This window comes from Nocardia mikamii NBRC 108933 (genome assembly GCF_001613505.1).
In the GTDB taxonomy this organism is placed as follows: domain Bacteria; phylum Actinomycetota; class Actinomycetes; order Mycobacteriales; family Mycobacteriaceae; genus Nocardia; species Nocardia mikamii.
This window is the reverse complement of record NZ_BDCM01000010.1, coordinates 295156-320809: the sequence shown is the minus strand read 5'-3', so window position 1 is coordinate 320809 and position 25654 is coordinate 295156. Positions and strand designations below refer to the sequence as shown.

The 25654-nt window shown below is 67.3% G+C and carries 20 protein-coding genes and 1 riboswitch; of the genes, 13 read left to right on the top strand and 7 right to left on the bottom strand.

What is annotated here, in order from left to right:
* Positions 1-22 precede the first annotated feature (22 nt).
* A complete protein-coding gene (locus tag NMI01S_RS14515) occupies positions 23-973 on the top strand; it encodes an alpha/beta fold hydrolase (protein ID WP_245716864.1) in 951 nt (316 codons plus the stop codon).
* 5 nt (positions 974-978) lie between these two features.
* Here the strand turns inward: NMI01S_RS14515 and NMI01S_RS14510 are convergent, their stop codons facing one another.
* The 4 genes from NMI01S_RS14510 to NMI01S_RS14495 form a co-directional block, all read right to left on the bottom strand.
* A complete protein-coding gene (locus NMI01S_RS14510) occupies positions 979-2379 on the bottom strand; it encodes a WS/DGAT/MGAT family O-acyltransferase (protein ID WP_062997427.1) in 1401 nt (466 codons plus the stop codon).
* Between the two features lie 56 nt (positions 2380-2435).
* Positions 2436-3152, bottom strand: a complete 717-nt coding sequence (locus tag NMI01S_RS14505; RefSeq protein WP_062997425.1) for a polysaccharide deacetylase family protein — start codon at positions 3150-3152, stop codon at positions 2436-2438.
* A gap of 45 nt (positions 3153-3197) precedes the next feature.
* Positions 3198-5213, bottom strand: a complete 2016-nt coding sequence (locus tag NMI01S_RS14500) for an SDR family oxidoreductase (RefSeq protein ID WP_062997423.1) — start codon at positions 5211-5213, stop codon at positions 3198-3200.
* A gap of 317 nt (positions 5214-5530) precedes the next feature.
* Positions 5531-6211: a biliverdin-producing heme oxygenase gene (locus NMI01S_RS14495; RefSeq protein WP_062997421.1), complete on the bottom strand. Its 681-nt coding sequence runs from the start codon at positions 6209-6211 to the stop codon at positions 5531-5533.
* A 721-nt stretch (positions 6212-6932) separates the two neighbouring features.
* On the opposite strand from NMI01S_RS14495, the gene asnB reads away from it, so the two are divergent.
* The 3 genes from asnB to NMI01S_RS14480 all read left to right on the top strand — a co-directional run bounded on the left by asnB (position 6933) and on the right by NMI01S_RS14480 (position 11046).
* A complete protein-coding gene (gene asnB / locus NMI01S_RS14490; protein ID WP_062997419.1) occupies positions 6933-8777 on the top strand; it encodes an asparagine synthase (glutamine-hydrolyzing) in 1845 nt (614 codons plus the stop codon).
* A 188-nt stretch (positions 8778-8965) separates the two neighbouring features.
* On the top strand, positions 8966-10201 hold the full coding sequence (locus tag NMI01S_RS14485) for a cytochrome P450 (RefSeq protein WP_062997417.1): 1236 nt from the start codon (positions 8966-8968) through the stop codon (positions 10199-10201).
* Between the two features lie 125 nt (positions 10202-10326).
* Complete coding sequence (locus NMI01S_RS14480; RefSeq protein WP_062997415.1) at positions 10327-11046, top strand: TetR/AcrR family transcriptional regulator; 720 nt, start codon at positions 10327-10329, stop codon at positions 11044-11046.
* Between the two features lie 51 nt (positions 11047-11097).
* Here the strand turns inward: NMI01S_RS14480 and NMI01S_RS14475 are convergent, their stop codons facing one another.
* Positions 11098-12480 (bottom strand): threonine/serine exporter family protein, encoded by a 1383-nt coding sequence (locus NMI01S_RS14475; protein WP_062997413.1) that lies wholly within the window; start codon positions 12478-12480, stop codon positions 11098-11100.
* A 201-nt stretch (positions 12481-12681) separates the two neighbouring features.
* On the opposite strand from NMI01S_RS14475, the gene NMI01S_RS14470 reads away from it, so the two are divergent.
* Together NMI01S_RS14470 and NMI01S_RS14465 are read left to right on the top strand one after the other, a co-directional pair.
* Complete coding sequence (locus tag NMI01S_RS14470; RefSeq protein ID WP_084512958.1) at positions 12682-14718, top strand: acyl-CoA dehydrogenase family protein; 2037 nt, start codon at positions 12682-12684, stop codon at positions 14716-14718.
* A 65-nt stretch (positions 14719-14783) separates the two neighbouring features.
* Positions 14784-15518, top strand: coding sequence for a phosphatase PAP2 family protein (locus tag NMI01S_RS14465; RefSeq protein ID WP_062997411.1), 735 nt, complete (start codon positions 14784-14786; stop codon positions 15516-15518).
* Positions 15519-15547: 29 nt separating this feature from the next.
* Here NMI01S_RS14465 and NMI01S_RS14460 read toward each other — a convergent pair whose 3' ends face one another.
* Together NMI01S_RS14460 and NMI01S_RS14455 are read right to left on the bottom strand one after the other, a co-directional pair.
* Complete coding sequence (locus tag NMI01S_RS14460; RefSeq protein ID WP_062997409.1) at positions 15548-16441, bottom strand: nuclease-related domain-containing protein; 894 nt, start codon at positions 16439-16441, stop codon at positions 15548-15550.
* Between the two features lie 146 nt (positions 16442-16587).
* Positions 16588-18282: a GMC oxidoreductase gene (locus NMI01S_RS14455; RefSeq protein ID WP_062997407.1), complete on the bottom strand. Its 1695-nt coding sequence runs from the start codon at positions 18280-18282 to the stop codon at positions 16588-16590.
* Between the two features lie 263 nt (positions 18283-18545).
* Here NMI01S_RS14455 and NMI01S_RS14450 point away from each other — a divergent pair, with 263 nt between their 5' ends.
* From NMI01S_RS14450 to gcvP, 7 genes are all read left to right on the top strand, one after another.
* Positions 18546-19115, top strand: a complete 570-nt coding sequence (locus tag NMI01S_RS14450) for a CDP-alcohol phosphatidyltransferase family protein (RefSeq protein WP_036500985.1) — start codon at positions 18546-18548, stop codon at positions 19113-19115.
* Between the two features lie 101 nt (positions 19116-19216).
* Positions 19217-19615 carry a glycine cleavage system protein GcvH gene (gene gcvH, locus NMI01S_RS14445; RefSeq protein WP_036500942.1) on the top strand — a complete coding sequence of 133 codons (399 nt, stop codon included), beginning with the start codon at positions 19217-19219 and terminating at the stop codon, positions 19613-19615.
* Positions 19616-19835: 220 nt separating this feature from the next.
* Positions 19836-20306: an oxoglutarate dehydrogenase inhibitor Odhl gene (odhI, locus tag NMI01S_RS14440; protein ID WP_036500944.1), complete on the top strand. Its 471-nt coding sequence runs from the start codon at positions 19836-19838 to the stop codon at positions 20304-20306.
* A 54-nt stretch (positions 20307-20360) separates the two neighbouring features.
* Positions 20361-21134, top strand: coding sequence for a transcriptional regulator FtsR (gene ftsR / locus NMI01S_RS14435; RefSeq protein ID WP_157126175.1), 774 nt, complete (start codon positions 20361-20363; stop codon positions 21132-21134).
* A 79-nt stretch (positions 21135-21213) separates the two neighbouring features.
* Positions 21214-21687: a bifunctional nuclease family protein gene (locus NMI01S_RS14430; RefSeq protein ID WP_030517724.1), complete on the top strand. Its 474-nt coding sequence runs from the start codon at positions 21214-21216 to the stop codon at positions 21685-21687.
* 205 nt (positions 21688-21892) lie between these two features.
* Entirely contained in the window at positions 21893-22483 is a 591-nt protein-coding gene (locus NMI01S_RS14425; protein ID WP_051024556.1) for a MerR family transcriptional regulator, read from the top strand.
* 92 nt (positions 22484-22575) lie between these two features.
* Positions 22576-22669, top strand: a riboswitch (glycine riboswitch).
* A 170-nt stretch (positions 22670-22839) separates the two neighbouring features.
* The gene (gene gcvP, locus NMI01S_RS14420; RefSeq protein ID WP_062997402.1) at positions 22840-25653 is read left to right on the top strand and encodes an aminomethyl-transferring glycine dehydrogenase; all 2814 of its coding nucleotides are present in this window, start codon (positions 22840-22842) and stop codon (positions 25651-25653) included.
* The last annotated feature ends 1 nt before the right edge of the window (position 25654 follow it).

The following is a 25654-nucleotide window of genomic DNA, read 5'->3' as shown; positions in this document are numbered from 1 at the left end:
GAATTGGAACGTGTTCTAATTCATGACCGGGCCGGCGGTGCAGGAGGATGCGATGGCGGCGGAGCGGCAGACGGCGGGCAATGGTCGCGGGGCGGCCGGCGGGCGCTTGGGTACCCGCGTATCGGGCACGACCTCGGTGCCCGCGGGGCGGATGGTGGATCTGCCCGGGCGCGGGCGGACCTATCTGGTCGATATCCCAGGGCCCGAGGGCGCACCGACGGTGATCCTGTTGCACGGTTTGGTGACCACGGCGATGCTGAACTGGTTTCCGGCTCTGGCGGAGTTGGCCGAACACTATCGGGTGGTGCTGTTCGACCAGCGCTGGCACGGGCACGGAATCCGTTCGCCGCGTTTCGATCTGAACGATCTCGCCGACGACGTCGTCGCGGTCGCGGAGGTGACCGGGGTGGACCGGCCGATCCTGGCGGGGTACTCCATGGGCGGCATCGTCGCGCAATCGGTCGCGCACCGGCGCCCGGACCTCGTCGGCGGCCTGGTGCTGTGCGCGACGACCTACCGCTTCCGGGAGAAATGGCGGGAACGGCTGTTCCACGGCGGTATGGCGCTGCTCGCCGGGGTGATGACCGAGACCGCGGGTCGGCGAGTAGCGGAGGCGGCGACCAAACTGCCGCTTACGCCCGAAATATCCTGGGAGACAGGGCGAATGGATCGCTGGGCGCTGGCCGAGCTGCGCACCACCAGCGGGTGGGCGATGACTCAGGCGATCGCCGAACTGGGGCGCTTCGATTCCTCGCCGTGGCTGTCGAGCCTGAATGTGCCCACGGGCGTGGTGATCACGACACACGACCACGCGCTACCGGTCTATCGGCAGTTGGAGATGGCGAAAATGATCGCCGGTGCGGAGATATTCCTCGTACCGGCCGGACATGCGGCCTGTGTACTCGAGGCGGACGCCTTTGTCCCTGTGCTCCTCGAGGCCTGCGCGGCGGTGGCCGCTCGGCGGGAGAGCTGAGACGCTCAGCGCTGGGCCTGAGCCGCCTTCAGCAGCGCGGAGATGCTGTCGTGCACGGCATCGGCCATCCGGTCCGGATCGGGAACCAGTTCACGGCAGGCGATGAAGCCGAAATCGAGATCGCCGTTGGCCGACAGCACCGTGACGTTGAGGCCCGCGCCGTGGAACACCGGGCCGAACGGGAACAGTGCGTCGATGCGGTGGCCGAGGAAGTACAGCGGCTGCTGCGGTCCGGGCACGTTGGAGATCACGAGGTTGTGCACCACCGGATGCCGTTCGGCGAGTTTGAACGACGAATAAGCGCGCACCGCGATTCGGAAGGTGTTCGGCGGGGCGTATTCGGCCCAGTCCTGCAGGAAGTCCGCGCCCAGGACCTCGTGTTCCTCCTTCGCGCCGACGTTGCCCTGTGCGATCAGGTGCAGCCGCTCCACCGGATCCTCGACGTCGGTGTAGAGCTGAGCGAACAGCGTCGATACCTTGTTGACGCCGCGTTCGTGCCGCGTCGTCTCATGGGTGGAGACCGGAACGGAGGCGATCAGCGAGGTCTCGGGCAGTTCGTCGTGCTCGCTCAGATACTGGCGCAGCGCGCCCGCGATGACGGTGAGGACCACGTCGTTGACCTTCACATCGAACGCGGCCCGGATCTGCTTGATCTCGTCGAGATCGGCGGTGGTGAAGGCGACGCTGCGATGGCGGGTGATGGTCCGGTTGAACGGCGTGCGCGGTGCGGTGAACGGCAGCGCCATACCTTGCTTGTCGGCGCGCCGGCGCTGCACCAGACCGCCCAGCTTGCCCAGTGTCTTCGGCACCATGCCGACCACGCCGAGTTTGGCCGGCATCCGCACCAGCCCCTCGGCGGCGAGCGCGAGATCGTTGGGCTCGCCGGACTCCGTGTGGCTCTCCGCCGGCGGATCCGGATAGCGCACACCCGGTTCGGCATCGCACAGATACGCCATCATGTTGGCGCCGGTGACACCGTCGACGGCGGCGTGATGGTATTTCGACACCACGGCGACCTTGCCGTCGGCCAGGCCCTCGATCACCCACATCTCCCACAGCGGCCGGGTGCGGTCCATCGGCTGCGCGGCGATGTCACCGACGAGTTCGGCCAGCTCCTTGGGCCCGCCGGGGGAGGGCAGCCCGAGGCGGCGGACGTGCCGGTCGAGGTCGAAGTCGTTGTCGGTGACCCACACCGGGTGATCGAGGTCGAACGGGACCCGATGGACGCGTCGGCGCATGGAGGGGATCAGGTGCAGGCGGCGCCCCAGTTCCTCCTTCAGTGCGGTGAATTCGTAGTCCGTCCCGTCGGCGGGCGGGTCGAGAATCAGCAGCGCGCACACGTGCAGCAGTTGGGTGTCGGTCTCCAAGTACAGAAAGCTGGCATCCAGCCCGGTCAATCGCTCCATACCTGCAGCTTATTAGAACACGTTCTAGTTTTGGCCGAAACGGCCGGGGAGTTCGGTCACATTCCGGTGGGTTTCGTGCCAGCGATCAGTTGCGAGACGGTCACGAAACCGTAACCGCGCGAACGGAGTTCCGCGATGATGCGCGGAATCGCCGCCGCTGCGGCCGGTTGGTACATCGCATGCAACAAGATGATCGATCCCGGCCGGGCGCGGTTCACCGTGTCCGAGACTATGGCATCGGTGCCCTCGCCACCGGTGGAATCGGATTCGACATCCCACATCACGGTGGTGCGATCGTGGTGCGACAGATACCGGGGCAGCGCGACCAGCTTTTTCCCGTAGGGCGGGCGGAAGGTCACCGGGCCGTGGTATCCGGTGCGCTCGATTTCGGCATCGGTGCGCTCGACCTCGTCGCGGACCGTGGCGGCAGTGACGAATACGAGCCGTCGATGGGTGTAGCTGTGGTTTCCGAGCTCGTGTCCGGCGGCCGCGATCCGCGCACCGTAGTCGCGGTGGGCGGCCAGGTCACGGCCGACGAGATAGAAGGTGGCCGGAATGTGTTCGGCGGCAAGCATTTCCAGAATCGCGGGGGTGCGGTCGGTGGGTCCGTCGTCGATGGTCAGCGCGACCACCCTTCCGGAAGTGTCGACGCGGTGGATCAAGCGGCCGGCGACCTGGAAGGTCCGCGAATTCATCAGGACGTAGGCGCCGATCGACAGCACCGCCGTGAGGACGACGATGAACACGCCGCCGAGCAGAAGCCTGCGTTTCACCGGCGAAACCTACCACCGGACACCGGGTCCGGTGGTAGGTGCGCGTCACCAGTGCAGGCCGGGCAATCGGTTGACGATCCGAGCCGCGGGGGTCGGCAATCCCATCAGCGGCTGCACCACCGGCGCGAGCGCCAGCAGCGGGCCGCGGCCGCTGGTCTCGGTCGTATCGCTCGACGCGGTGCGGCCGTGCCGGGCCGCTGCGGATTCGCCGGTCCGCCGGAAGCCTTGGTGCAGAATTGCTTTCTTCACCGAGGGCATCACCGTGTCGATGACCTGGGCGAAGGTGCCGATCGGTGTGTCGATGCGCGCGGGCCGCTCTTCGAGTGCGCGCACGACGATCGCCGCCGCCTGTTCGGGACTGTGCACCGGCAGCGATCGGTACGCCTCGGTCGGCGCGATCATCGGGGTGCGCACCAGCGGCATCCGCACCGAGGTGAAGGTGATACCGGCGTCGGCGTTCTCGACCGCCGCGATCTCGCTGAAGGTGTCCAGTGCCGATTTGCTCGCCACGTAGGCGGCGAAACGCGGCAGTTTGGTCTGCACCGCGATCGAGGAGATGTTGACGACGTGGCCGAAGCGGCGTTCCCGCATGGCCGGCAGCAGGGCCAGGATCAGCCGCACCGCGCCGAAGTAGTTGACGGCCATCGTCCGCTCGAAATCGTGCATGCGATCGGTGGAGTTCAGCACGGAGCGACGGATCGAACGTCCGGCGTTGTTCACCACGTAGTCGACATGGTGATGGTCGGCGAGCACCTGCTTGACCAGCAGCTCGACCGCCTTCTCGTCGGTGATGTCGCACGAATAGCTGTAGGCGTCGCCGCCCTGCTCACGCACCCGGGCGGCCGCTGCCTCGAGTTCGTCGACCCCGCGCGCCACCATCAGCACCGTGGCACCGCGGCGCGCCACCGCATGGGCGGTCGCCAGGCCGATACCGGAGGACGCGCCGGTGATGAGCACGATCCGGTCGCGCAGCCGGTCGCCGCCGCCGTACCGGCGCGCCCGGTCGGGATCCAGATGCGCGCGCCAGTACCGCCACAGATTCTCGGCGTAGGTGTCGAAGGCGGGGACCTCGAGATCGGTGCGTCGCAGCAGCGCCCGGGTGGAATCGGAGACGAATTCCGACGCGAACGACGTATGCGGGGCGACCTCGGCGGGAATGCCGAACTGGCTCAACAGGAAATCCCGCGCCGCGGTGACACCGGGCAGGCGGTTCAGCGTCGCCAGTGCGGTGTGACTGCCCGGAACCGGGCCCACGCCACCGGGCGCGCCGGCGGCCCGCGAGAGCGCGCTGTAGATCTCGGTGAACGGCTGCGGACGTGGATTGACCAGGTGGAAGGTGCGCTTGTTCAGCCCCGGGCGGCCGATGAGCTCGACCATCGCCTGGGCGACGTAGTCGACCGGGACGATATTGGTGGCGCCCAGATCCGGCAGTGGCAGCGGCAGCGCGCCCGGCAGTGCGGCCAGCCGCGCGATGGCGGGGAAGAAGTAGTACGGACCATCGATCTTGTCCATCTCACCGGTGCGCGAATCGCCGACCACGATGGCCGGGCGATACACCCGCCAGCGCAGCCCGGAGCTCTCCCGAACCAGTCGCTCGGCGGCGAATTTCGTTCGGTGATAAGGCGATTCGAGGTTCTGGCCGAGGTCGAAATCGTCTTCGAAGAATTTTCCGCGATGGTCACCGGCCACTGCCACCGACGAGACGTGGTGCAGCATCGCGCCCAGTTCGGTCGCGAGCGCGATCACCGCGCGGATACCGTTCACATTCGCCCGATAGGCGGATTCCTCATCGGCGGTCATGTCGTAGACCGCGCCCAGATGCACCACGTGCTGGGCGGCCGGCGGTTCGTCGACCAGCCCCAAACCCTCGGCCGTCAGGTCTCCGACCAGCGGAAACACTCGGTCGGTGGCGTTCCATCGGGCCGCGAGCTCGGCCAGTTTGGCTGCCGAGGCCTCACGCACGAGCACGTGCACCACGGCGTCGGTATCGGCGGAGAGCAGTTCTTCCACCACGCGCCGTCCCAGAAAACCCGTTCCACCGGTCACGATATAGGTGGCCATAACCCCTCCTTGCATGTCGAACATGTTGTCGCACAACGTTGTTCGTCCGACATGCGTCGGTGGATGCGGACTGAACGAAGCGGCCTCTATCAGAATCGAGGGCGCTGTAGGAACCCCTGCGTGCCTAACTGGTGAGTAACTTTAGCTGGCGGCGACTTGTGCCCGCAACCAAACGGCGCCCCCTGTGGTGTGGGACTTGTCACCACGTGGGAGCGCCGATCGGTATGTGTAACAACGATTTTGATGTAACCCTGAGACGCATCTGGCTATCTGCTGGCAACCTTCCGGTCGGTTGTCCAAGAATGTCGGAGGCGAGTTCAGCCTTCGCGGCGGACCGGGAATTCGCTTGCCAGATCGGCGAATACGGCACTGTTGAGATCGAAGGCGCGCCGGCACTCGCCGAGCACCCGCTGCTTTTCCAGATCGTCGACGGCCAAGTCGTCGAGCAGGGTGCGGTAGCCGCGCTTGAACGCGGCCGGATTCGCGATCTGATCGAAGACGTAGAAGCGCACCCCGTCGCCGCGCTTGGGCAGCTGCCACAGCTTCGCCGCGGTGCCGCGAATGACCTGACCGCCCGATAGATCGCCCAGATACCGGGTGTAGTGGTGGGCCACGTACCCCGCCGGCCAGTGCAGCGCACACTCGGTGATCCGGGCGGCGTACTCGGCGGTCGCGGGCAGGGCGGTGATGTCGTCGCGCCACTCCGGCCCGCCCAGATGCGCCAGATCGTCCTCGAGATGGGCCAGGCGCGCGAGTTCGGGCCGGATGAACGGACCGGCGACCGGATCGCCGGCGAGGCTGTCCCAGTGCGCCTCGAGTGCCTGGTAGATGTGCCAGAGCTGGCCGGTGTAGCGATAGAACGCGCTGACGTCCAAGGCGCCGCCCAGCATGTCGCTCATGAAGGTGGAGTTCTCGGCGCGCTCGTGCTGTTCGGCGGTGGCGGAGCGGATCTGCGCGGAGAACGGCACGGGCTGCTCGGTAGAGGTGGCATCCGGCATGATCCTGATTTCCTCGCTTCGTGGGACGACAAGTATGGGTAACCTAACTTCGCCTCCGACGATACCGGTCGACAAGCGTGACGGAATCAAACTTTCGGACGAGAAACCCACGCCGGGCCGCAGGTGCGGTGTCGTTCGACGGTCGATGAACTGTGGATTCTTCGCCACCGCCTATGTGCGGTCGACGCCGCGGCGGGATGCGTCGCGCTGGGCAGGGTGCATCCGATTCGTCGCGGCTCGGCCGGGCGCGGCGGTCGGCCGGGTGGCAGAGCTATCGTCCGGTGTGGATGCCGGCGGCGAGTCGGGCCACGCTCGGACATCGCGTTGGTGTGACGAGTGTCGGAGTCGTGATTGTCTATCCGGCAAGGTATTTCGATGTTCTTTCCTTCGATGCGGTGCTGACTGTCGCGGACGTCGAGACCGATATCCCGTTGGCCTCGTTCTGGGGTGGGGCTACCGGAGGGCAACCCGCCCGGCAGGCGAGGTGAGGGCGGGGTGACGATAAGAGTGGCGGGTCGTTCGATCGGACTGGTCCGGTACGGCGAGACGAACGGTTTCCGGTCGTTCGCCCGCCGCGGACGAACTGAACTATTCGGGCGAAAGCGGCGAGTTCGGACAAGCTCGGACAAGTCGGGCGCGTGGTGGCGCGCGCGAGACTCCTTGTGTTACAACGGTTTTACGGATAGTTCCCTAAGCTAATTAATTTTTGAGAGGCGGCGGAATGTGCGGAATCGCGGGCTGGGTGGCGTTCTCGGACGACCTCACCCGGCAGCAGGGGGTTGTCGACGCGATGACCGAAACCATGGCCTGTCGCGGGCCGGACGGACGAGGCACCTTCGTTCGTGAACACGCGGCACTGGGGCACCGACGACTGGCGATCATCGATCTGCCCGGCGGCGCGCAGCCGATGACCGTGCCGACCCCGGCGGGCGATGTCGCCATGGTGTACTCGGGCGAGGCCTACAACTTCCGGGAGCTGCGTGACGAACTGCGCGCCCTCGGGCACACCTTCGACACCGACAGCGACACCGAAGTGGTGCTGCACGGCTACCTGCAGTGGGGCGAGTCCGTCGTCGACCATCTCAACGGCATGTACGCCTTCGCGATCTGGGATGAGCGTGACCAGAAGCTGGTCATGGTGCGCGACCGGATGGGAATCAAACCCTTCTACTACTACCCGACCCCCGACGGCGTGCTGTTCGGCTCCGAGCCCAAGGCGATCCTCGCCAACCCGCTCGCGGCCAAGACGGTCGACCTCGACGGCCTGCGCGAGCTGTTCGCCATGACCAAACAGCCCGGCTGGTCGCTGTGGAAGGGTATGGCGGAGGTGCTGCCCGGCACGCTGGTCACGGTGGACCGCAACGGAATCCGCACCCGCACCTACTGGCGGCTGCATGCCGTCGAGCACACCGACAGTCAGGAGCGGACCGTCGCGCGGGTGCGCGAGTTGCTGACCGATATCGTCGATCGTCAGCTCATCTCCGATGTGCCGCGCTGCGTGCTGCTGTCGGGCGGGCTGGATTCGAGCGCGATCACCGGACTGGCCGCGGCACGGCTCGCCCGCGACGGCGAGCAGCTGCGCACGTTCTCGGTGGATTTCGCCAACCAGGAGCAGAACTTCGTTCCCGACGAGATGCGCGACACCCCCGATTCCCCGTTCGTGCGGGAGGTGGCGGCGCTGGTGCGCTCGGCCCATCGCGACGTGATGCTGAATCCGGCCGATCTCGCCGATCCGGCGGCGCGGCGCGCGGTGGTCACCGCCCGCGACATCCCCGTCGGTTTCGGCGATATGGACACCTCGCTGTATCTGCTGTTCGCGGCCATCCGCCGGCAGTCGACCGTGGCACTGTCGGGCGAGTCGGCCGACGAGGTATTCGGCGGGTATCGCTGGTTCCACGACGAGGTGGCGCTGAAGGAGGACAACTTTCCGTGGCTCGCGTTCAACAGCGCCCTGACCGGCGACGCACGGTGGCAGATCCTCAACCCCGCCCTGCGTGAACGGCTGCGGCTCGAGGAGTTCGTCGCGGACCAGTACAGCGCGGCGGTGGCCGAGGTCGAGCACCTCGACGGCGAATCCGAGGTCGAACACCGGATGCGGACCGTCTGTCATCTGCACCTGACCCGGTTCGTGCGCATGTTGCTCGACCGCAAGGACCGCGCATCGATGGCGGTCGGCCTCGAGGTGCGGGTCCCGTTCTGCGACCACCGGCTGGTCGAATACGTCTACAACACGCCGTGGTCGCTGAAGACGTTCGATGGCCGGGAGAAGAGCCTGCTGCGGCATGCGGCCGAGCATGTGCTGCCGGAATCGGTCGTGCAGCGGGTCAAGAGCCCGTACCCGTCGACGCAAGATCCGGGCTACGCGGCGGTGCTGCAGCAGCACGCGAAACACGTTCTCGCCGAGAGTGATCCACGGCTGTTCGACCTCATCGACAGGCAGTGGCTGCAGCGGGCGGTTGCCCTCGACCCGGCGGGTCTCGACAGCGCCGTGCGCGCCGGATTGGACCGCATCATCGATCTGCACATCTGGCTGGACCTGTATTCTCCGCAACTGCAGCTGGATTGAGCGCTCCCTACGGGCCGGCCCCGACCTCGCGTCGGGGCCGGTCCGGACGGTGTCCGCGCTGTTCAGGGGTGGTGCTGGGCGTTTGCCCGGGTACTGGAACAAGCTCGTGAACATTATTTACTAATAGGTGTTCACAAAACGAGTGTGGTGTGGTTCACTCCATAGGAACGTGTTCCAAAGGAGGTACCGTGTCCGCGCCGTCTCTGCCGTCCATCAGTCACGATTTCGATTTCACCAACCCCGATCTGCTGTCGCAGCGCCTGCCCGTGGCCGAATGGGCCGAACTGCGTCGCACCGCCCCGGTGTGGTGGGTCGACCAGCCCAACGGAGTGAGTGGATTCGACGACGGCGGCTACTGGGTGGTGAGCCGGCTCGACGACATCAAGGAGATCTCGAAGAACTCCGAGGTCTTCTCCACGCAGGAGAACACCGCGGTGATCCGCTTCAACGGCGAGATCACCCGCGAGGAGATCGAGATCCAGCGGGCCATGCTGGTCAACACCGATCCGCCGGCGCACGACAAGCTGCGCCGCATCATCTCGCGCGGCTTCACCCCGCGCGCGGTGGAGAGTCTGCGGGCCGCGCTGCGCGAGCGTGCCGAGCGGATCGTGCACGAGGCGAAGAAGACCGGCGGCGGCGACTTCGTCCAGCAGGTGGCCTGCGAGCTGCCGCTGCAGGCCATCGCCGAACTGCTCGGCGTGCCGCAGGAGGATCGCGGCAAGCTGTTCGAGTGGTCCAACCAGATGATGGGCTACGACGACCCCGAGTACGCCGACAGCTACAAGATGGCCAACGCCCAGGTCATGGGCTACGCGTGGAACCTCGCCGAGGAGAAGCGCAAATGCCCGGCCGACGACATCGTCTCCCAGCTGCTCAACGCCGACATCGAGGGTGAGGCGCTGGGCTCGGAGGAGTTCGCGTGGTTCGTCATCCTGCTGGCCGTGGCCGGTAACGAGACCACCCGCAACGCCACAACCCACGGCATGAAGGCGTTCGTGGACAATCCGGCGCAGTGGGAACTCTACAAGGCCGAGCGGCCGCGCACCGCACCCGACGAGATCGTGCGCTGGGCGACGCCGGTGATCGCGTTCCAGCGAACCGCGTTGTCGGATACCGAAATCGGCGGCCAGGCCATCAAGAAGGGGCAGCGGGTCGGCCTGTTCTACTCCTCGGCGAACTTCGACGAGGAACGTTTCGACAAGCCGTTCGAATTCGACATCACGCGAAACCCGAACCCGCACGTGGGATTCGGCGGCACCGGCACCCACTACTGCGTCGGCGCCAACCTGGCCCGGCTGCAGCTGGATCTGATCTTCAACGCCATCGCCGACGTGATGCCCAACCTGCGTGAGGTTTCCGAGCCGGTCCGGCTACGCTCGGGCTGGTTGAACGGAATCAAGAGCTGGCAGGTCGCCTACGAGTGAGCGCCGCGGCCGCCGGGGCAGCGCCCTCGGCGACCCGGTCTCCGGCGGCCCAGGACACAGTGTGCGCACCGGCCTCGACGTACCCGTGACGTCGAGGCCGGTGCGCATACGACGAAGGACGACGCATGACAGCCGCACGACGGGGCCGGATGCCCGCGGTCAGCGACGCCGATATCCGGCGCGTGGCCCGCACGCTCCTGGTGGAGCAGGGCCCCGAGGCGGTGACCCTGCGCGCCATCGCGCGTGAGTTGGGTATCACCGCACCCGCGTTGTATCGGTACTACGCCTCCCGCGACGATCTGGTGGGTGCGCTGCGCAGCGATATCTGCGCCGACCTGGCCCAGGAGCTCGCCGAGCAGGTGGCCGAGCTGCCCGAAGACGGCATGGTCCAGCTGTTCGCCATCTGCAAGGGTTTCCGGCAGTGGGCCCTGGCGCACGCCCACGAGTTCACGCTCGTCTTCGCCTCGCCCGCCGGTGGTTCCGCCAGCGCCATGCGGCAATTCGACGAACCGTTCGGCCGCATCTTCCTCGAGGCCGCGGGCCGGCTGCTGACCACCTACGACATCGTCACCCCGCCGACCGACGTGATTCCGCACGCGCTGCGCGAGGACCTCGTCGGATTCCAGACCGAACTGCTCACCGTGCTCGCCGAATCGGGCCAGAAGTTCCCGGCCGAGAAGCTGGATCTGGGCGTCACCTATCTGATGATCCAGTTCTGGGCGCGGCTGTACGGGCACGTCACGCTCGAAGTGTTCGGCAACTACCCGATGCCGGTGGGTAATCCGGACGCCTTGTTCGATGCGACGCTGGCCGATCTGGCCCGCTCCATCGGATTCGCGGCCTGAGGCATCCACCGAGAATTCGATCCTCCGGCCCGGGGCCGCGAACCCGGTGGTTCAGCTGAAGTCGTCGGGGCGCACCCCGGTGACCCGCCGCAGGATCCGCGGCCGGCGCAGCCACCGGGCGAACCACTCACCGAGCGTGATACCGCCGCCGAGGGCACAGCCGACCACCAGCGCGGCGAACATCTGATTCAGCCCGACCAGCAGATCGTCGTTGATCAGCGCGAACAGGCCCCGGTAGACCTTGAGACCGGGAAGCAGCGGAGTGATGCCCGCGATGGCGACGACCAGCGGAGGCGTCACCGCACGACGGGCGAGCAGACCACCGGCCAGACCGATCGCGGTCGCCGAGACCGCGGCGGCGATCACCGGCCCGAAACCGGCGTGCTGCACGAACAGATAGCACACGGTGATCCCCGCACCGCTGATGGCGGCGACGGCGAGGGCTCGGCGCTCGGCGTAACAGGCGAGGGCGAACGCCGCCGCCGCCACCGCACCGGCGGTGATCTTCAGCGGCAGATTGGTGATGTCGTAGGACGGCGACATGTCGATCGGCGGCACCTGGGCGCCGAAGGCCTGGGCTCCGCGCAGTGCCAAACCGACGCCGCCGATGATCGCGCCGGTCATGACCAGCACTTCCAGCATGCGGGCAGCGGCCGTGATCGGTGCGCCGGTGATCGCGTCCTCGACCGCACCGACCAGCTGTAAACCACTGAGCAGCACGGTGATTCCGGCAGCGACGATAACGCTGGGATTGGTTTCCAACCCCTCGGCGAAGGTTTGCAGCAGGATCGCCGGCAGGGTGGCGATGATGCCGCCCATCATGTTCTGGAAGAAGAAGGGCAGGCCGCGCTTGTTCAACTCCCGGTTGCACCGGTCGATCAGCAACGTCGTGGCGAAACTCACGGCCGCGACCAGCACGCCACCACCCAGCAACAGTGCGATGGACGCCGCCAGCAGCGACCAGCCGAACGTGGCGACCCACCGGTTGTAGGGATGCGGCGCGGTGGTGATCGCGTCCAGGGCGGCGTGCGCCTCCTGCGGCGGCACCACCTCGCGGCGGATCCGCCGGGTCAGGCGGTCGACGGCGGACAGGCGAGTGAAGTCCAGCGAGCGGTACTGCACCACCCGCATGGTGCTGGCGGGTGGCAGCGACGGACCCCGGTCGGCGGAGATGCGAATCGAGTTGTAGGTCACGTCGATATCGCACTGCGCCAAACCGTATGTCGCGGCGATGAATTCGACCTGTGTGCTGGTGTCGGTCACCGCGGTGCCCGAGGCGAGCACCACCTCGCCGACCCGTTCGGCCAGGTCGAGCACCTCGGTGACGGCGGCGTCGTCGGTGAGATCGATCGGCTTCAGCGGGGCCGGCGCCTCGACCACCGAGTCCACCGTGGCGCGCCGCTGGGCGACCAGCCGATCGGTTACCGTTCCCATCGCCCGATGCCACAACGAACTCGGCCGGGTCTCCGGCCCCGTGCGGACGAGTTCGGGCTCCAACTCATCTGTCACACGACACACGGTAGTCGGCGCCCATACGCGGCCGCCGGTGAGCTCCCTCTCTCCGGCGAGAGTGGTGAGCTGGGCAATTCGCTGGTTATCACGGGCGTGTCCGCACTCCCGCTACAGTCGATAACCATGGGCACCGATACGGCTACGGGTACCGAAGCAGCAGATTCCGTGAGATCGAACTCCGCGCAGCCGGAGGTCGCGACATCGAACACCGGGACATCGAACGGCGGAACATCGAGGACCGGGAAGTCGACCGCCGACCATCTGCGGGCCGCGCTCGACGGCCCGTGGCGTGAGGTCAGGGAGCAGGCGCGCCGGCAGCTGGTCGACGACCGGTTGTTCGGCGATCCCTATCTCGACTACCGCCAGGCGCGTGCGCGGGTCCTGGAGCAGATGCGCCTCATCGCCGAATTCGGCTACGCGGAAAAAGGATTCAGCCTGGAACACGGTGGAACCGGCGATCCCGGCGGTGCCGTCACCGGCCTGGAAATGCTCGCCTACACCGATCTGTCGCTGTGGGTGAAGGCCGGTGTGCAGTGGGGCCTGTTCGGCGGCGCGGTCGAGAATCTGGGCACCGATCGCCATACCGACGTCGTCAAGCGGCTGCTGTCGCTGGATCTGCTCGGCTGCTTCGCGATGACCGAATCCGGGCACGGCAGTGATGTGGCGAATCTGGAGACCACCGCCACCTACGACCCGGCGACCGGCGAATTCGTGGTGCACAGTCCCACCGCCTCCGCCCGCAAGGACTACATCGGCGGCGCCGCCGAACACGCCCGGATGGCAGCCGTCTTCGCCCAGCTGATCACCGGCGGCGAGAGCAAGGGCGTGCACTGCTTCCTCGTCCCGATCCGCGACGAACAGGGCAACGACCTGCCCGGCGTGACCACCTCGGATTGCGGTCTCAAGGGCGGGCTGCCCGGCGTCGACAACGGCCGCATCGAATTCGACCAAGTCCGGATTCCGCGGGAGAACCTGCTCAACCGCTACGCCGACGTCGACGCCGACGGGACCTACCACTCCGATATCGAGAACCCGAGCCGCCGGTTCTTCACCACCCTGGGCACGCTGGTGCGCGGGCGGGTCAGTGTCGGTGGCGCGGCCGCCGCCGGTGCGCGGGTGGCGTTGAGTATCGCGCTGCGCTACGCCGACAAGCGCCGCCAGTTCTCCGATCCGGACGACGGCAGCGAAACCCTGCTGCTGGACTATCGCAGCCATCAGCGCCGGCTGTTTCCGCATGTGGCACGCGCGTTCGCGCTGTCGTTCGCCCAGAACGATCTGGTGCGGCGCATGCACCTGGTGCAGACCGGGCAGAATCTGGACCCGGAGGCGCAGCGCGCGCTGGAGAAGCGGGCCGCCGGCCTGAAGGTCGCCCAGACCCGCCACGCCACCCGATCCATCCAGGAATGCCGCGAATGCTGCGGCGGCGCAGGCTATCTCACCGAGAACCGGCTGGTCACGCTGAAGGCCGACACCGACGTGTTCACCACCTTCGAAGGTGACAACGTGGTGTTGACCCAGCTGGTGGCCAAGGAACTGCTCACCGCCTACTCCGACGAGGTGCGTGATCTCGACGCCCTCGGCTGGGTGAGGTTCGCGGCCACCATGGCCCGCGACGTGGTGCGCGAGACCTCGGGTGTGCGCCAGCTCATCCAGCGTTTGCGCGACCGCTCCGACGACGGCATCGACGAGGGTGATCTGTCCCGGCGTTCGGTGCAGCTGCAACTGTTCGCCGACCGCGAGGACTATCTGACCCGCACCGCCGCGCACCGGCTGCGCGCGCGGGCCGAGGAGACCGGCCCGTTCGAGGCGTTCAACAACGCCCAGGACCACATCCTCGCCGCCGGTGAGGCGCATATCGACCGGCTGGTGCTGGAGGCGTTCATCGAGGGCATCGCCGATATCGAGGATCCGGAGGCGCGAGCGCTGGCCGACACGGTCTGCGATCTGTTCGTGTACTCCACCATCGAACAGAATCAGGCCTGGTACATCATGCACCGCTTCATGTCGGTGGATCGGGCCAAGTCGGTGCGCCGCGGTGTCAACGAACTCGTGGACCGGTTGCGACCGGAGTCGGCCACATTGGTCGAAGCGCTCGGCGTGCCCGAGGCCATGCTGCGCGCGGCGATGCTCGACGACGCGAGTGTGCATCAGGGCGCGTGAAGCCGTGCTCGATATCGGCGGCCGGTGAGGATGGGGCAGTAGCCGGACGCGGCTATGGTCGAAAGGTGTCCGCTCCACCGCCGGTCGCTCGATGTCGAGCGCGTCTCGTTGCCGCCACCGTCACCCTGATCGGCCTGCTGATCACGGTGACGGTCCCCCTGAGTTTTCCCGCCGGTGGGGGACCGACCACGTTCGACAGCGCGATCGGTGATCGGGTGCACGAGGGCCTGGACGCGCATCGGGGTGTCTACGACGCGCTGGTGGTGCCGAGCGACGCCTATATCGTGTTGCCGCTGTTGCTGATCGGCGTGCTCTACTGTGTGTGGCGGCGCGACTGGTGGGGTGCCGGATTTCTGGTGGTCGTCCCCGAGCTGGTGGTCGCGATCAACACCTGGGCGCTGAAACCGCTGTGGGACAGGCATTTACAGCATTACCTGGCCTACCCGAGCGGGCACACCGTCCAATTCGTCGCCATCGCAACGGGTGTGCTGCTCGTCGCCGCTACCGTGCGTTGGCGCATCGTCATCGGTGTGCTCAGCGCGCTCGCGCTGGCGGCCGTGGCGGTGGGCATGGTCGGGCGCGGCTATCACTATCCGACCGATATCGTCGGCGGCACCGGGTTCGCTGTGGCGGCGGTGACCGCGTGCTGGGCGGTGACGGCGACGCTGCGCCTGCGGTTCGACAGCCGGGCACCTCGCGGAGCGGTCGCCGACGAGGCCGGTGCCCGCGGACAGGCGGGGCCGGGTGGCGAGGGTGTCGCCGGGGCCGCCGATCGTCAGGCGGGCACGCCCGCGGCCTGAGTGATGCCGGCGTGCATCGCCGGCCCGCCTCAGCCGGGGCCGAAGTTCAGGACCAGCGAAATCACGAACCACACCACCCAGGCGGCGCCGACGAGCATGCCGATCGCGAGCACGATGCGCAGCACCGCCCGGCCGGGATCGATCCGGTCTGCTTCCTTCGGATACAGATTCCACGGGCTGTACCAGGGCATCGTGATCGCGACGGGACGCCCGTAGGACTGATCGGCGTGGGCCTGTTCCTCCAGGAACGCTTCCGCCTGGGCCTGTTGCGGACCTCCGTACCACAACGTGGTGTCCACCGGTCCGCCGAAACCCTCGGCGACGAGATCCTGCGGGGCGGGCAGATACGGCAGGAGCCCCAATCCGCGGAAGGTCAGCGCGACGTCGTTCACCGTCCACTGCGCCCGGCCCTGCGAGGTGAGCGCGGTCAGGCAGTCGGCCAGCCGCCTCGGGCCGTCGCCGAGCACCACCTGGAGGCCGGGATCGTTCCACAGCTGACGGATCGTCGGGTTCGCGCCGTGCGGCGGCACCACCACGACCACGCCCTGCACCACGCGCTGGCCCAGCCCGCGTTCGGCCAGCCAGTTCTGCAGTGCGTGAGTGTGCTCGCGGGAGCGGTCCAGCGGTGTGCCGCGGTCGCCGCCCTCGAAACTCACCACATGCCCGCCGACCCGCCACGGTCCGTTCAACGGGATTTCGAGGTCGCCGCTCACGCGCTCGACCAAGGCCTCGGCCTCGATCACCACGCAGGTGGTCGGCGTCCAGATCACCGCATCGAACTGATGCAACCGGTCGGCGTAGAACAGACTGCAGTTGACTGTTGCCACGCCCTGCGGGTCACCAGGCCCCTTCCAGGTACGCAACCAGTCGATGAGGACCCGCTCGGCCAGGGTTCCGGCCGCGTTCTGCACTCGCACGAGCATTGGCGACCGCCCTTCCGTCGACACTCGATATCGGAAAGCATAAGGGGCACTACGGGTCCGGGGGAGACTTCGACGCGCCGGTGTCGGCATATCGCGCGCCTTCGCCCTCCGCGGGGCCGCGGCGAAGGCGCCCGGTACGCCGGCAGTCAGCGCTCGGCGGGCGCTGGATCGATCGGTGCGATGGGCAGGCGCAGCGCACCGGGCGCGGTATCGGGCACGGTGGCGTAGTGGGGGGCGACCGGGGCGATGCGGCGGTAGCCCGTGCCGAGTTCCGGACGCGGGTCGGCCTCACCCTTGTTGGGCCAGAACGCCATCGCGCGTTCGGCCTGCGCGGTGATCGTCAGCGACGGGTTCACCCCGAGGTTCGCGGTCACCGCGGATCCGTCGGCGATATGCAGTCCGGGGTGGCCGAAGACGCGCTGGTACGGATCCACCACACCGCTTTCGGGACCTTCACCGATCACGCAGCCGCCGATGTAGTGCGCGGTGGCGGGGATGTCGAACACATCCATGACGAGGCCGTGCACGTCGCCGTCGACCTTCTCGCCGAATCGGCGGCCGACCTCGTGGGCCAGCGGAATCCAGGTCGGATTCGGTTGGCCGGTGCCCTGCCTGGTCTTCAGCTGTCCCCAGCGGCGGAACGAGGTCAGCGAATTGTCCAGTGACTGCATCACCAGCAGGATCACCGACTTCTCCGAGGCATGGCGGGCGTTGAGACTACGTGCGAACACCAGCGGGTGCAGCACGATGGCCAGCAGGAAACGCAGGAATCGGAACGCGCCGCCGTCGACGATCGGCACCGACATCGGGAACAGCGCGTTCTGTCCCTTGCCGTAGCGGCAGACCTCGATGTGGGTGTCGGGCTCGGGATGAATCGAGGAGGTGATGGCGATGCCCTCGGCGAAATCGCTCCGCTGCCGGCTGACCACATTGAGGATGGCCTCGGAATTGCTGCGGGTGAGCTCACCCAGCCGGGGCGAGAGGTTCGGCAGCACCTTGTCGTCGCGCATCTTGTGCAACAGCTTCTGGGTGCCCAGCGCCGCGGCGGCGAAGACGACCTGCTCGGCGGTGAAGGTCTTGCGGCCCTTGCGAACCCAGCGGTCCGCACGCTGCGTCTCGATCGCGTAGCCGCCGCCCACCATCGGCCGGACGCGGGTCACCGTGGTCAGCTCGAACACCTTGGCACCGGCCTGTTCGGCGAGGTACAGGTAGTTGGTGGGGGTGGTGTTCTTGGCGTTGTGCGGGCAGCCGGTGAAGCAGCGGGCGCAGTGGATGCAGCCGCTGCGGCGCGGGCCGGCGCCGCCGAAGTACGGGTCGTCGACCTCGACACCGGGCTGTTCCTCGTTGAAGAACACGCCGACATTGGTCGGATGATAGGTATCACCCACGCCGAGATCGTCTGCGATGGAACGGATCACCTCGTCGGCGGGCGTCACGCGCGGATTGGGCGCTACGCCCAGCATCCGCTTGGCCTGGTCGTAATAGGGCGCCAGTTCGCTGCGCCAGTCGGCGATATGAGCCCACTGCTTGTCGGTGTAGAAGTTCGGCAGCGGTTCGTAGAGGGTGTTGCCGTAGATCAGCGAGCCGCCGCCGACGCCCGCGGCGGAGAACACCGCGCACTTGCCGAGCAGGCTGATCCGCTGCGGGCCGGTCAGGCCCAGGCGCGGAGCCCAGATCGACTTGCGCACATTCCAATTCGACTTCGGAATGGATTCCGCGGGCCAGCGCCGGCCGGATTCCAGCACGGCCACCCGATAGCCCTTCTCGGTGAGGCGCAGCGCACTGACACTGCCACCGAAACCGGAGCCGATCACTACCACGTCGTAGTCGAAGTCGGGCATGTCTTCCTCTCGTCACCGCATTCACAATGAAACGATTTACGACTCATTGTGTCACTCGCTAGTGTGCCACCCGGCCGGATGCGACTGATAAACCTATCGTGCCGCCGCACCCGTCGCGGCGTGCCCGAATGGCGCGGCGCGATCGGTTCGGGTAAGCAACAGGCGTGAGCAACCGACCGGCCGGCGGGTCCGGCCCCGACCATCAGGCCTCCGACCGTTCGGAGCCCGCGCGCGAACCCGCGGGCGGCACGGAGACCGACCGCATTCTCACCGTGCCGAACGTGCTGAGCGTGTTGCGGCTGATCGGCGTACCGGTCTTCCTGTGGCTGTTGCTGGTCCTGCATGCCGACGGCTGGGCGTTCGCGCTCCTGGTCGCCAGCGGCGTCACCGACTACCTCGACGGCAAACTGGCCCGGCTGCTCGACCAGTACTCGCGGCTGGGCGCCCTGCTGGACCCGCTGGTGGACCGGTTGTATCTCATCGCCACCGTGCTCGGTCTGCTGGTGCGCGGAATCCTGCCGTGGCCGTTCGTGGTCGTGCTGATCGGACGCGACCTGATTTTGAGCGCGACGCTACCGATCTATCGCCGCCGCAACCTCGATCCGCCGGAGGTCATCTACCTCGGCAAGGCCGCCACTTTCGCGCTGATGTCGGCGCTGCCGTGGCTGCTGGCCGGCCAGATGGATTGGGCGGCGGCCGGTTTCGGCCGGGCGTTCGGCTGGGCGCTGCTGTGGTGGGGGACCGCGGTCTACGTGTGGACGGGTCTGCTGTATCTGCGCAAGGCCTTCGCGGTCGCACGAACCATACCTGTTGCGCCGCGAGCAACTTCGTAGCGGGTGTGGCGATCGGCCGTGTCGGCCCGGGTCGATAGAGTTGTGCCGAACGCCGGTCGGCCGACGCCCGTGAAAGGACGCCCCGTGAGAGGAATCAGCCTGTGACCAACCTTCCCGAGGACCTTCGCTACACCGAGGAACACGAATGGGTGCAGCGGATCGCGCCGAATCGTGTCCGGGTCGGTATCACCGACTACGCGCAGTCGCAGCTCGGTGATGTGGTGTTCGTGCAGCTGCCGGCGGTCGACACCGTAGTGTCTGCCGGCGAGGCGATCGCCGAGGTCGAATCGACCAAGAGCGTCTCGGAGATCTATGCCCCGCTGAACGCGAAAGTCGTTGCGGCCAACGAGGATCTCGACTCCGAGCCGGAGTCGTTGAACACCGATCCCTACGGTGACGGGTGGATGTTCGAGCTGCAGATCGACGACGCCGAGGCGCTCGAGACCGCCCTCGGCGCATTGCTCGATGCCGCAGGTTACCAAGGAGTTATCGAGGGCTGAGTCAGCCTTCCCAGTTCTACCTGCACGGGTGCGGCCCAGCAGGGTACGGTCAATGCCAACAGATGTGCCGGCGGCCGGTGCCGGGAACTCTGCCGGAATTTGCCGGTGACACCTGACAGCGCGACAGCCGGTCGCGATGGGTGGCGACGGTCGAGGGCAGTGCGCTCGGAATTGGCGCCGGATACCGGTACGGAAAATCGGTTCGAGGAGGAGAGCAAGGGTGAGCGAGAACAAAGACCCGGGATACGGGGAGAGCGCGGCCGAAACGACTTCGGTGTTCCGCGCTGACTTCCTCAACGAGGTCGACGCGTCGCGCTCCGGTGAGCAGACCGGCGAGCAGCCGGTGCAAGGGGTCGAGGGGCTGCCCGCGGGTGCCGCCCTGCTGGTGGTCAAGCGCGGTCCCAACGCGGGGTCGCGGTTCCTGTTGGATCAGCCCACCACGTCGGCGGGCCGTCACCCCGACAGCGACATCTTTCTCGACGATGTCACCGTGTCCCGTCGGCACGCGGAGTTCCGGCAGGACGAGGACACCTTCCAGGTCGTCGACGTGGGCAGCCTGAACGGCACCTACGTCAATCGCGAGCCGGTGGATTCCTCGGAGCTGCAGAACGGTGACGAGGTGCAGATCGGCAAGTTCCGGCTGGTCTTCCTGACCGGACCGCGGCCGCAGGTCAACGAGCCGAGCGCATAACGGCCGAGGCGGATTCCACTGATGACTGGCGCAGCGCAATGGACACGCGGAGGAATGTCGATCGGCTCCGTGCTGGACCTGCTGCGTCCGGATTTTCCGGACATCACCATTTCCAAGATCCGCTTCCTCGAATCGGAGGGGCTGATCCGCCCGGAGCGCACGCCTTCGGGATATCGCAGATTCTCGGTCGCCGATGTCGAGCGGCTGAAGTTCGTGCTGACCGCGCAGCGGGATCAGTATCTGCCGTTGAAGGTGATCAAGGAGCAACTCGAAGCGATCGACCGTGGCGCGGCGACCCTGGGTGTGCGCGAAGCGCGGGCCCGGGCCGACGGCGCCGGTGTGGACGGCTCGGGGCGTGCGCCCGAGTCCACCCGCACGGTGGGGGCCTCCGCGGCGCCCCGGCGGCTGGGCGTGGTGCCCGGTGAGGTGTCGCCGGACGAATTGCGCCTCGATCACGAAATACGCGTCACGCGTGCCGATCTGCTGGAGCAGGCCGGGATAGATGAGAAATTTCTCACCGAACTGATTCGCGCCGGGCTCATCACGCCCGGCGCTGCGGGATTCTTCGACGCCGAGGCCGTCACCTTGGCTCGCACCGCCCAGGCGATGAGCGAATTCGGTTTGGAGGCACGGCATCTGCGGGCGTTCAAGCTGGCAGCGGACCGGGAGGCGGCGATGATCGCCCAGATCGCCGCGCCGATAGCCAAGAGTCGCGACGCCGATGCCCGGGCCCGCGCGGAGGAGACGGTACGCGAGTTGGCGGCGCTGTCGCTGACGCTGCATACCAGCTTGGTGAAGACGTCGGTGCGGGCTTCCCTCGGCGGCTGAATTCTTCGCCTAGACTCGGTGATACGGCCTGCCCAGCTGGGCTCGTGCGGGCGGCCGGCGAGTATGGGAGGCCAGTGCGATGAGTGAAATGCGTGTGATCGGCATCCGGGTCGAGCAGCCCCAGAACCAGCCCGTGTTGCTGCTGCGTGAAGAGTCGGGCGACCGTTATCTGCCCATTTGGATCGGTCAGGCCGAGGCGACCGCCATCGTGCTCGAGCAGGAGGGGGTGACCCCGATCCGGCCCCTGACCCACGACCTGATCAAGATCTTGATCCACGATCTCGGCCACACCTTGAAAGAGGTGCGCATCGTGGATTTGCAGGAGGGAACCTTCTACGCCGACCTCGTCTTCGACAACGACGTGCGGATCTCCGCACGTCCGTCGGATTCGATAGCTATCGCCTTGCGGGTCGGTTGCCCGATCTACGCGGAGGAGCCGGTCCTCGAGGAAGCCGGGCTGGTGATGCCCGACGAACGCGAGGACGAGGTGGAGAAGTTCAAGGAGTTCCTCGAGTCGGTGTCACCGGACGATTTCAAGGCCACCGACAGCTGAGCTGTTCGGAAGCGTCCGGCTGGATCATCGGCGACCGCGTGCGACGGCGAGATGATCGTGGATTGTGCTCTATACCTCACGTAGAGGGTGAGAAACACGCCGCACGCGGAGTTTGGCTCCATGCCCGTGCTGCCGAGACAATCGACAGAGTAGCCTCGACATTTAGGCCGTTGTTCTTCTTCGGCGATGCAGTGAGGGAGTAGCAGTGGGAGACCGACCGCAGCAACCAGCACCCGACCCGCGGCCCACCGCGGTCGTGCAGCCAGGGCTGTTCCCTGACGACACGGTGCCCGACGAGCTGGTCGGTTACCGCGTTCCCAGCGCATGCCAGGTGGCCGGTATCACCTACCGGCAGCTCGACTACTGGGCCCGCACCGGGCTCGTCGTCCCCTCGATCCGCAGCGCCACCGGTTCCGGCAGCCAGCGTCTGTACTCCTTCAAGGACATCCTGGTCCTCAAGATCGTGAAGCGGCTGCTCGACGCCGGTATCTCACTGCAGAACATCCGCATCGCCGTCGATCATCTGCGCAGCCGCGGGGTCGAGGATCTGGCTGGGATCACGCTGTTCTCCGACGGCACCACCGTCTACGAATGTTCCTCGCCGGAAGAGGTCGTCGATTTACTGCAGGGCGGGCAGGGCGTCTTCGGCATCGCCGTCAGCGGAGCCATGCGCGAGCTGACCGGCGCGATCGCCAACTTCCCGGCCGAACGCGCCGAAACCCACGAGGCGAGCGACCGGCCCGAGGACGAACTCGCCTATCGCCGCAAGGCGCGCGAGAACCGCAAGACGGGATAATCGTCGCTCGTCGGATGTGACGGAGCCGACTGCGCGCTGAGCTGGGTCGGAAACATGGCGTTTACCGCGCACCGCTTAGACTGAGGGTGCGTCGCCGCCGTGCGGGAGAGTTCCGGGTTCGTCCCGGACGCCGAAGGAGCAGCACCTCCCCGTCAATCTCTCAGGCATCAGGACCGTACGGAGTTCGACGCCTCTGGAAAGCGGCGGCCGCACACAATGCGGGCCGCCCGCCCATGGGGAAAGGGATCGCGCGCGACCCCGAATCTCTCAGGCGCCACGACAGAGGGGGAGGGCCGACAGTCGTCGATGGTGGCACCCCTGGGTGCCGGTCGACCCGCCCGAGCCTTGGAGCTGCCGTGACCCATAGTTTCGCCGACCGCCACATCGGACCCGACACCACCGAACTCGATCGGATCCTCGATACTGTCGGCATCGGGTCGATGGACGAACTCGCGGCACGCGCCGTTCCCGCCAGCATTTCGGACGCCGCCGGCGAGACCGGCCTCGACGTGCTGCCGGCCGCAGTGTCCGAACACGACGCACTCACCGAGCTTGCGGCGCTGGCGCATTCGAACACCGTCGCCACGTCGATGATCGGCCTCGGTTACTACGACACCCTGACCCCGCCGGTGTTGGTCCGCAACCTGCTGGAAAACCCCGCCTGGTACACCGCCTACACGCCGTATCAGCCCGAGATCAGCCAGGGCCGGCTCGAGGCGCTGCTGAACTTCCAGACCATGGTCTCCGATCTGACCGGGATGGAGGTAGCCAACGCCTCCATGCTGGACGAGGCGACCGCTGCCGCCGAGGCGATGACGCTGTTGCAGCGCGCCAATCGCAAGAGCACCTCCCAGCGTCTGCTCATCGATGCCGACCTCTTCCCGCAGACCCGCACCGTGCTGACCACCCGGGCCGAACCGCTCGGCATCACGCTGGTCGAGGCGGATCTGAGTTCCGGCGAACTGCCCGAGGGCGACTTCTTCGGCGTCGTCGTGCAGACGCCGGGCGCCTCCGGACGCATCGCGGACCCGGCCGCGGTGATCGCCGCGGCGCACGATCGGGGTGCGCTGGTCGCGGTCGGCGCCGATCTGCTGGCGCTGACGCTGATCACCCCGCCGGGCGAGCAGGGCGCCGACGTGTGCTTCGGCACTACGCAGCGATTCGGTGTCCCGCTCGGGTTCGGCGGTCCGCACGCCGGATATCTCGCGGTGCGCACAGCGCACGCGCGGCAACTGCCCGGCCGCCTGGTCGGCGTTTCGGTGGACGCCGACGGCGACCGCGCCCACCGGCTCGCGCTGCAGACCCGCGAACAGCACATTCGCCGTGAGAAGGCGACCTCGAACATCTGCACCGCGCAGGTGCTGCTGGCGATCGTGGCCGCGATGTACGCCTCTTATCACGGCGCCGACGGACTGCGGGCGATCGCGCGGCGGGTGCACGGTCATGCCGAACGGCTCGCCACCGGGCTCGGCGACGCGGTCGTGCACGAACGCTTCTTCGACACCGTGCTGGTGTCGGTGCCCGGCGGCGCCGAGGCCGTGGTCGCCAAGGCGAAGGGCCGCGGGATCAATCTGCGCCTGGTCGACGCCGATCACGTCTCGGTGGCCTGCGACGAGGCGACGACCGAGGCCCAGGTCGCGATCGTGCTGGAGTGCTTCGGCGCCGACGGGGTGCCGGAGACGGCCGCGCTGCCCTCGATCGAGACGCGGAGCTCGGCCTATCTGACCCATCCGGCGTTCACCCGCTATCACACCGAAACAGCGATGTTGCGGTATCTGCGGCAGCTGTCGGACAAGGATATCGCCTTGGACCGCAGCATGATTCCGCTCGGTTCGTGCACCATGAAGCTCAACGCCACCGCCGAGATGGAGCCCATCACCTGGCCCGGTTTCGCGCGGCTGCATCCCTACGCGCCGGTGGAGGACGCGCCCGGGATGCTGCGCGTGATCGAGGACCTGGAGCACTGGCTGGCCGCGGTGACCGGTTACGACCGGGTGAGTCTGCAGCCCAACGCCGGCAGTCAGGGGGAGTACGCGGGATTGCTCGCGATCCGCCGATATCACCTCGACCGTGGCGACACCCACCGCGACACCTGCCTGATTCCCTCCAGCGCGCACGGCACCAACGCCGCGTCGGCGGCCATGGCCGGACTGCGGGTGGAAGTCGTGAAATGCCGGGACAACGGCGACGTCGATCTGGACGATCTGCGAGCCAAGATCGCCGATCATGCCGACCGGCTGGCCTGCATCATGATCACCTACCCGTCCACCCATGGCGTGTACGAGCACGAGGTGGCCGAGTTGTGCGCGCTCGTGCACGATGCGGGCGGACAGGTGTACGTCGATGGGGCGAACCTGAATGCCCTTGTGGGACTTGCCCGTCCGGGACGCTTCGGCGGTGATGTCTCGCATCTGAACCTGCACAAGACCTTCTGCATTCCGCACGGCGGTGGCGGTCCCGGTGTCGGGCCGGTCGCGGTGCGCGAACATCTGGCGCCGTACCTGCCGGGCGATCCGCTGCAGCCGGATTCGCACGCGGTGTCCGCGGCGCGGTACGGGTCGGCCTCGATCCTGCCGATCACGTGGGCCTATATCCGGATGATGGGCGCCGACGGCCTGCGCCGGGCCACCCTGACCGCGATCGCCTCGGCCAATTACCTTGCGCGACGGCTGGATCCGCATTTCCCGGTGCTCTACACCGGGGAGAACGGCATGGTCGCCCACGAGTGCATCCTGGATCTGCGCGAGATCACCAAGCGCACCGGCGTGACCGTCGACGATGTGGCGAAACGCCTGGCCGACTACGGATTCCATGCCCCGACCATGAGCTTCCCGGTGGCGGGTACGCTGATGGTCGAGCCCACCGAGAGCGAAAACCTCGACGAGCTCGATGCTTTCGCCGACGCGATGATCGCGATCAAGGGCGAGATCGACGAGGTTGCCGCCGGTACGTGGCCGGTCGAGCAGAGCCCGCTGCGAGGGGCCCCGCATACCGCCGCCGCCCTCGTCGGCGACTGGAACTATCCGTACAGCCGGGAAACCGCCGTCTACCCGTTGGGTGTGCACTCCGGCCGGGCCAAGGTGTGGCCCGCGGTCCGGCGTATCGACGGAGCATTCGGTGACCGCAACCTGGTGTGCTCGTGCCCGCCGCTCGAGGCGTACACCGACTGAG

Excerpts from the sequence above, each read along its gene's own strand:
- NMI01S_RS14515 (WP_245716864.1), top strand. The coding sequence starts at position 23 with ATGACCGGGCCGGCGGTGCAGGAGGATGCGATGGCGGCGGAGCGGCAG.
- NMI01S_RS14510 (WP_062997427.1), bottom strand. The coding sequence starts at position 2,379 with ATGGAGCGATTGACCGGGCTGGATGCCAGCTTTCTGTACTTGGAGACC.
- NMI01S_RS14500 (WP_062997423.1), bottom strand. The coding sequence starts at position 5,213 with ATGGCCACCTATATCGTGACCGGTGGAACGGGTTTTCTGGGACGGCGC.
- NMI01S_RS14495 (WP_062997421.1), bottom strand. The coding sequence starts at position 6,211 with ATGCCGGATGCCACCTCTACCGAGCAGCCCGTGCCGTTCTCCGCGCAG.
- asnB (WP_062997419.1), top strand. The coding sequence starts at position 6,933 with ATGTGCGGAATCGCGGGCTGGGTGGCGTTCTCGGACGACCTCACCCGG.
- NMI01S_RS14480 (WP_062997415.1), top strand. The coding sequence starts at position 10,327 with ATGACAGCCGCACGACGGGGCCGGATGCCCGCGGTCAGCGACGCCGAT.
- NMI01S_RS14475 (WP_062997413.1), bottom strand. The coding sequence starts at position 12,480 with ATGGGAACGGTAACCGATCGGCTGGTCGCCCAGCGGCGCGCCACGGTG.
- NMI01S_RS14470 (WP_084512958.1), top strand. The coding sequence starts at position 12,682 with ATGGGCACCGATACGGCTACGGGTACCGAAGCAGCAGATTCCGTGAGA.
- NMI01S_RS14460 (WP_062997409.1), bottom strand. The coding sequence starts at position 16,441 with ATGCTCGTGCGAGTGCAGAACGCGGCCGGAACCCTGGCCGAGCGGGTC.
- NMI01S_RS14455 (WP_062997407.1), bottom strand. The coding sequence starts at position 18,282 with ATGCCCGACTTCGACTACGACGTGGTAGTGATCGGCTCCGGTTTCGGT.
- ftsR (WP_157126175.1), top strand. The coding sequence starts at position 20,361 with ATGTCGATCGGCTCCGTGCTGGACCTGCTGCGTCCGGATTTTCCGGAC.
- NMI01S_RS14430 (WP_030517724.1), top strand. The coding sequence starts at position 21,214 with ATGAGTGAAATGCGTGTGATCGGCATCCGGGTCGAGCAGCCCCAGAAC.